The sequence below is a fragment of the Pontibacterium sp. genome (genome assembly GCF_041587635.1).
Classification (GTDB): domain Bacteria; phylum Pseudomonadota; class Gammaproteobacteria; order Pseudomonadales; family Balneatricaceae; genus Pontibacterium.
Genome location: NZ_JBFGYC010000244.1, coordinates 1 through 5,630 on the forward strand (window position 1 = coordinate 1; position 5,630 = coordinate 5,630).

Annotated in this window: 9 protein-coding genes; 8 read left to right on the forward strand and 1 reads right to left on the reverse strand. The window is 49.8% G+C overall.

Annotation, left to right across the window (positions count from 1 at the left end):
* Both ABYW01_RS12470 and ABYW01_RS12475 read left to right on the forward strand, forming a co-directional pair.
* The coding region (locus ABYW01_RS12470) for a TRAP transporter large permease subunit (protein WP_372833134.1) at positions 1-598 on the forward strand (598 nt) is incomplete at its 5' end.
* Positions 599-676: 78 nt separating this feature from the next.
* Positions 677-1,174, forward strand: a complete 498-nt coding sequence (locus tag ABYW01_RS12475; protein ID WP_372833136.1) for a universal stress protein — start codon at positions 677-679, stop codon at positions 1,172-1,174.
* Positions 1,175-1,287: 113 nt separating this feature from the next.
* Here the strand turns inward: ABYW01_RS12475 and ABYW01_RS12480 are convergent, their stop codons facing one another.
* Positions 1,288-1,461 (reverse strand): hypothetical protein, encoded by a 174-nt coding sequence (locus tag ABYW01_RS12480; protein ID WP_372833138.1) that lies wholly within the window; start codon positions 1,459-1,461, stop codon positions 1,288-1,290.
* 315 nt (positions 1,462-1,776) lie between these two features.
* Between ABYW01_RS12480 and ABYW01_RS12485 the strand changes: the two genes are divergently transcribed.
* The 6 genes from ABYW01_RS12485 to ABYW01_RS12510 form a co-directional block, all read left to right on the forward strand.
* On the forward strand, positions 1,777-2,475 hold the full coding sequence (locus tag ABYW01_RS12485; RefSeq protein WP_372833140.1) for a hypothetical protein: 699 nt from the start codon (positions 1,777-1,779) through the stop codon (positions 2,473-2,475).
* A gap of 64 nt (positions 2,476-2,539) precedes the next feature.
* The gene (locus tag ABYW01_RS12490) at positions 2,540-3,673 is read left to right on the forward strand and encodes an alanine--glyoxylate aminotransferase family protein (protein WP_372833142.1); all 1,134 of its coding nucleotides are present in this window, start codon (positions 2,540-2,542) and stop codon (positions 3,671-3,673) included.
* Between the two features lie 144 nt (positions 3,674-3,817).
* Positions 3,818-4,162: an antibiotic biosynthesis monooxygenase gene (locus ABYW01_RS12495; protein WP_372833145.1), complete on the forward strand. Its 345-nt coding sequence runs from the start codon at positions 3,818-3,820 to the stop codon at positions 4,160-4,162.
* Positions 4,163-4,303: 141 nt separating this feature from the next.
* Positions 4,304-4,981 (forward strand): haloacid dehalogenase type II, encoded by a 678-nt coding sequence (locus tag ABYW01_RS12500; RefSeq protein WP_372833146.1) that lies wholly within the window; start codon positions 4,304-4,306, stop codon positions 4,979-4,981.
* A gap of 82 nt (positions 4,982-5,063) precedes the next feature.
* Positions 5,064-5,438: a hypothetical protein gene (locus ABYW01_RS12505; RefSeq protein WP_372833148.1), complete on the forward strand. Its 375-nt coding sequence runs from the start codon at positions 5,064-5,066 to the stop codon at positions 5,436-5,438.
* 107 nt (positions 5,439-5,545) lie between these two features.
* A partial coding sequence (locus tag ABYW01_RS12510; RefSeq protein ID WP_372833151.1) for a MerR family DNA-binding transcriptional regulator occupies positions 5,546-5,630 on the forward strand: 85 nt, incomplete at its 3' end.

Genomic DNA, 5,630 nt, shown 5'->3' on the forward strand with positions numbered 1-5,630 from the left:
CGGTATCTACTCCGGCTTCTTTACACCAACAGAGTCTGCATTTGTTGCGATCTTCTACACCCTGTTTGTCGGCGTATTTATCCATAAGGAGCTGACCTGGGCAGACCTGTTCCGCTCGCTGGAAACCACGACATGGCTGTCCGGTCGCGTACTGTTGATCCTGTTCACAGCAACCGTATTTGGTCGCTTGCTGGTAGAGAATCAGATTCCTGCAATCGTTGCAGAATCGATGCTGAGCCTGACGGATAATATCTACCTGATCTGGTTCCTGATCATCGCATTCCTGCTGTTCGTAGGCATGTTTATGGAAACCCTGGCAGCGATCATGATCCTGACACCTGTATTGCTACCTGTGACCTATAACCTGGGTATCGATCCGGTTCACTTCGGTATCGTCATGGTATGTAGTCTGTCGATCGGCTTCGCGACACCGCCATTAGGTGAGAACTTGTTCGTCGCCTCCGGTATATCGAACATCTCACTGGAAGAGGTTACGGTGAAAGCATTGCCATTTGCATTGGTTTCGACAATCGCCGTATTTGTTATCGCGTTCTTCCCAGAGATATCTCTGTTCCTGCCACGCGTGTTTGGCTATTAGATAAACAGGGACTTCGCTTAGTCCGCACCTGACCATCAGGTGCGGACTGCTCAAATAGCCCTATCAGGAATTACGATTATGCTACCCGAACTCCGCAAGATTCTTTACAGCACCGATCTCTCCAAAGGTTCTACTGCTGCGTTTGAACAGGCAACCTATCTGGCTAAAAAGACCGGCGCTGAGATCCACATCCTGCACGTTGTTGAGAAACTCTCAAGCGATGCAAAGATCACCTTTCAGACCTATGTGATGGATTCAAAAAGCCGTCATGACATTCTGAAAGAACGCGTTCACCGCGCGGAAGATAAACTGATGGTACGCCAGGAACATTTCTGGGATGAACTGTACAGCGATGAAGCTGACGTGCGTAAACAGATCAAATCAATCAATGTGGTTGAGGCTTACCCGGCTGAAACCATCATCAAATACGCCAAAGAGCTGGACGTTGATATGATTGTGATGGGCACACACGAGAAAGGAATCATGCATACCTTCCTCGGCAGTGTTGCAAAGAATGTGCTGAACCGTTCTCGCATCCCGGTATTGATCGTCCCGCTGCCAGAGAAAGAGGGTTAATCTCCTCTACTTCGAAAAAGATCAAGACAACAAAAAAGCCCCGCTTCATAAGATACGGGGCTTTTTTTATGGGGACAGAACGTGATTCGGGGAACCGAATCTGCAGTTATCGCTTAACCCGCGATACCTACGAAGTCATAACGAGGCTCTTCAACCTTCGGTTGAGGCTGAGACTTGGCCACTTCACGCATCATAGGCTTTTCCTGTTTGACAGTTGCGCACGCTTTTACAGCTTGCACAGGGTTACGAACAGTTACCGATGGTTGTACCGCAGCTTGAGCCAACATATTCGCCTCTCTTACAGGTTAGGGCCAATGACGAACCAGCAATCGGTTCGGATGGGGCCAGTTATTAATTAACGATGGAGCCAGTATAGAGAAACCATATAATCTGTAAACGAATAAAAAACTAATTATTAATAACTAAAGGAAATATTAAATATAACCCTTTAAAAATAAAGAATATTTTTTATTACACCCTGTACAAATATCAAACAATTTTTTTGGATCTGGCCCTAGATTGACCCAATCGTTGGCGCTTGGACCCAGTAGCCAAGGTTCCTATAGTGCTTATCTGATCGTCAAAAGTTGATGAGAGTACGCATGATGAACACCCAAATCGATATACAGACCCCTTCACTCCAGCACTCTGACTGGAACACGCCAAGCCAGCTGGTTGGCAGCGGTTACGACGCGCGCAGCAGCGAAAACGGCCTGCTGACGATTATGTACGGTAGCCTGGAGCATGCTTCAAGATTTGAGTGGCTGAATGCTGGCCGCACGCTGGTCGATAAAACCTACATCAACATACTTTGGCAAGCGGCCGATCTACCCCCAACGGGCGTGGATCGCACGCGCATGGCTTCAGATCTGGATGCATTTATTCGCGCACACCTGCAGCCGTTATGGCACGAGTTTGAACACCTGACCCACGACGAGAAACATCAGCTCACAATCGAGCTGGTTGAGCGTGCTGCCAATGACGTTTTTGGCACCGGCTATCAGGAAGAAGCCGCTAGCTGGTTGCTGTACTACCTCTGCCCACAGCTGCCCGTATTCCCGATGAATGATGTTCTACGCAATGTCATAGCTGATACTCAGGGCAGATCTGTCCTGAACACTTACGCGGAATACCATCAGGCCTGTCGTCAGCAATTCAGCCACTTGCTACCTCATATTCACAGCACTGCGCCCGCAGCAGAATACGGCACAGTGCGTGAGGTCGACGCGATCAACCAGATACTTCGCGGCAGCGACTGGTGGCAACGGCGCTGCCTGATTCACCATCTACTAATGGCGTGATCTGACTGCACATCAGATCTTGCCGTTTCAGCAAGAATAAGAACTACGATTTCGGAGGACTATCATGCCAGGCCTACTGCCAAACGTGGACCCTGAGGGGCTGCTCGAGTATTCAGTAGTGTATACCGACCGCTCACTGAACCATATGTCCCAAGCGTTTCAGGGTGTAATGAACGACATCTCATCCACGCTGAAGCAGGTGTATAACGCCCATTCTGTGGCTGTTGTACCCGGCAGCGGCACCTTTGCGATGGAAGCCGTCTCCCGACAGTTTGCGAACAATAGAAAGTGCCTGATTATCCGCAACGGCTGGTTTAGCTTCCGCTGGAGCCAGATTTTCGAGATGGGAAAAATTCCCTCTGAAGAGATTGTTCTGAAGGCCCGTCAAACATCAGATGATGCAACCGCACCTTTTGCGCCAGCACCGATCGAAGAGGTCGTCTCTGCAATTAAAGCGGCACGTCCTGATATGGTGTTTGCGCCGCATGTAGAGACCGCATCCGGCATGATTCTGCCTGATGACTATATCCGCGCCGTGGCTGATGCTGTCCATGAAGTGGGCGGTATCTTTGTCCTCGACTGCATTGCATCTGGTACGTTGTGGGTGGATATGGAAGCCTCTGGCGTCGACATTCTGATCAGCGCACCACAAAAAGGCTGGAGTGGCTCTCCATGTTGCGGCCTCGTGATGATGAACGAAACCGTACGCCAGATGATCGACGACACCACCAGCAGCAGTTTTGCCTGTGATCTGAAGAAATGGCTGCAGATTATGGAAACCTACGAAAACGGTGCGCATGCCTATCATGCCACGATGCCAACAGACTCCCTGACCCGATTCCGCGATGTAATGAAGGAAACCGAAGCACTGGGTTTCGATAGCATCCGCAATGCGCAGCAAACACTGGGAGATCGTGTGCGTGCCCTGCTGACCAGCAAAGGCATACAAAGCGTCGCCGCTGAAGGCTTCCAGGCGCCGGGCGTTGTCGTGAGCTACACCGGCGATGCAGAGATACAGAATGGTAAGAAGTTTGTCGCAGAAGGCCTGCAAATTGCTGCGGGTGTACCACTTCAGTGCGACGAGCCTGCAAATTTCCAGACCTTCCGACTAGGCCTCTTCGGGCTGGATAAACTGACCGATATTGACGGTACAGTCGCCGCACTGGAAAGCGCTCTCGCCAACGTAGTCGACGCCTAAACCAAACACCAACGTTGCTACCCCCGCGGTAGCAACGTTATATTCCATACTCAGAATACCCCTTTCTGGAATATTCATTATTCCTATCGCAAATTTTCGCCTATATTTCCTGTCAGCTTTGTTTAAATTTGTTCAGGAGTTTTTATGCTTGCGGTTATCTTTGAAGTTTGGCCAACTGCGGAAGGCAAAGAAGAATATTTAGAGATCGCGGCCAATTTGCGCTCATTTCTTGAAGATCGCGATGGTTTTATCTCCATTGATCGCTATCAAAGCCTAAACGATGAAGGAAAGATACTCAGCCTCTCTTTTTGGCGGGACGAAGAAGCCATTCGTGTATGGCGAAATCTGTTTGAACACCGTTGCGCTCAGCAACAGGGAAAGCTAGAGCTTTTTAAAAACTATCGTATACGCGTTGCCAACATCGTGCGTGATTATAGCCTTGATGTACGCACAGAAGCGCCCGCTGATTCAGTGGCGGCACTCGACTGAATATCAATATCTATTACAGACTCACACTTATAACCTGATCGCACTTATTGCATCAGCAGAGGCCGTGTTGATTCACCTACGTCTCATTGAAGGGGCGGGTTCTACACAGCAATTTTGGCTCAACCGTTTCAGGAACACATGATGACCCCAACATTAGCATTTGATGTCTATGGCACATTAATCGATACCCATGGGGTCGTCGGCAAACTCACTGAGCTTCTCGAAGATGACGGCAAGGCGCAAGCCTTCTCTCAGACATGGCGTGATAAACAGCTGGAGTATTCGTTCCGCCGAGGGCTGATGCAGAACTACGAAAACTTTGCGGTGGTCACACGCGATGCTCTTAACTACGCCGATCAGTTTTGCCAAACCCATTTCACGGACGATCAGAAAAGTGAACTACTTGCGGTATACCGCACCCTGCCCGCTTTCCTTGACGTTGAAAGTGGACTGACTGAATTGAGAGCTGCAGGCTGCAGACTGTTTGCGTTTTCCAACGGCAGCGCGGATGCGGTTGAAACCCTGCTTCAGGCAGCGGGTATCCGTGACTTCTTTGATGGCGTGGTGAGTGTAGACGATATGAGATCGTTTAAGCCCAACCCGGGCGTATACAGCCACTTTCTACGCCAAAGCGGAGCGACCGGCGCTCAAGCCTGGCTTATCTCCAGCAACCCGTTCGACGTCATTGGCTCCATCTCCGCGGGTATGAACGCAGCATGGGTAAAACGCTCACCCACCGCCATCTTTGACCCGTGGGGCATTGAACCCACAGCAGTTGTCAGCAGCCTGACCGATCTAAAAGAGAATATTATCGGCTAGTGTGTTGACCTTACTACAACCTCAAGCCTTATGTTGAGCGCATCGATACACTGATCCCACAACATCTGGCTTGGAGGTTCGTATGAACACCACCACATCCCCTATCCCATCGCTACTCAATGACGCAGCATTCATCTCAGCATTTGAAGATCTGAGCCTGCCGCCAGACCTGTTCGACCACAAAGGCCACATGCGAATCTGCTGGCTCTACCTCAATCGCTACCCGCTGGATATCGCTCTTCAACGTACCTGCGACGGAATTCAATCGTACGCCACCAGCCTTGGCGCAACGGATAAATTCAACTATCCACTTACAGAAGCATTTGTGCATATCATGTCGCAACGCATTGACGCCGATGCCACTGCAAACTGGCCCACGTTTTTAGATCAGAATAGAGATTTGGTCGATGATGCTGTGGACGTGATCCGCCGCCACGACGCAACGCTCGTGAAATAAGCGTTACGAACATAACGAAGTTGGCGATAATAGAACGATGAAAAGGCCTGTATCCGCGCTACAGGTCATACATCAACAGACCTTATTTGAAGAAGAGATAATGATTCATGTACACCATCGGTCAGTTGATGAAGCAATTCCAATTGTCGCGTAGCACACTGATCTACTACGATAAGATAGGCCTGCTTCAAC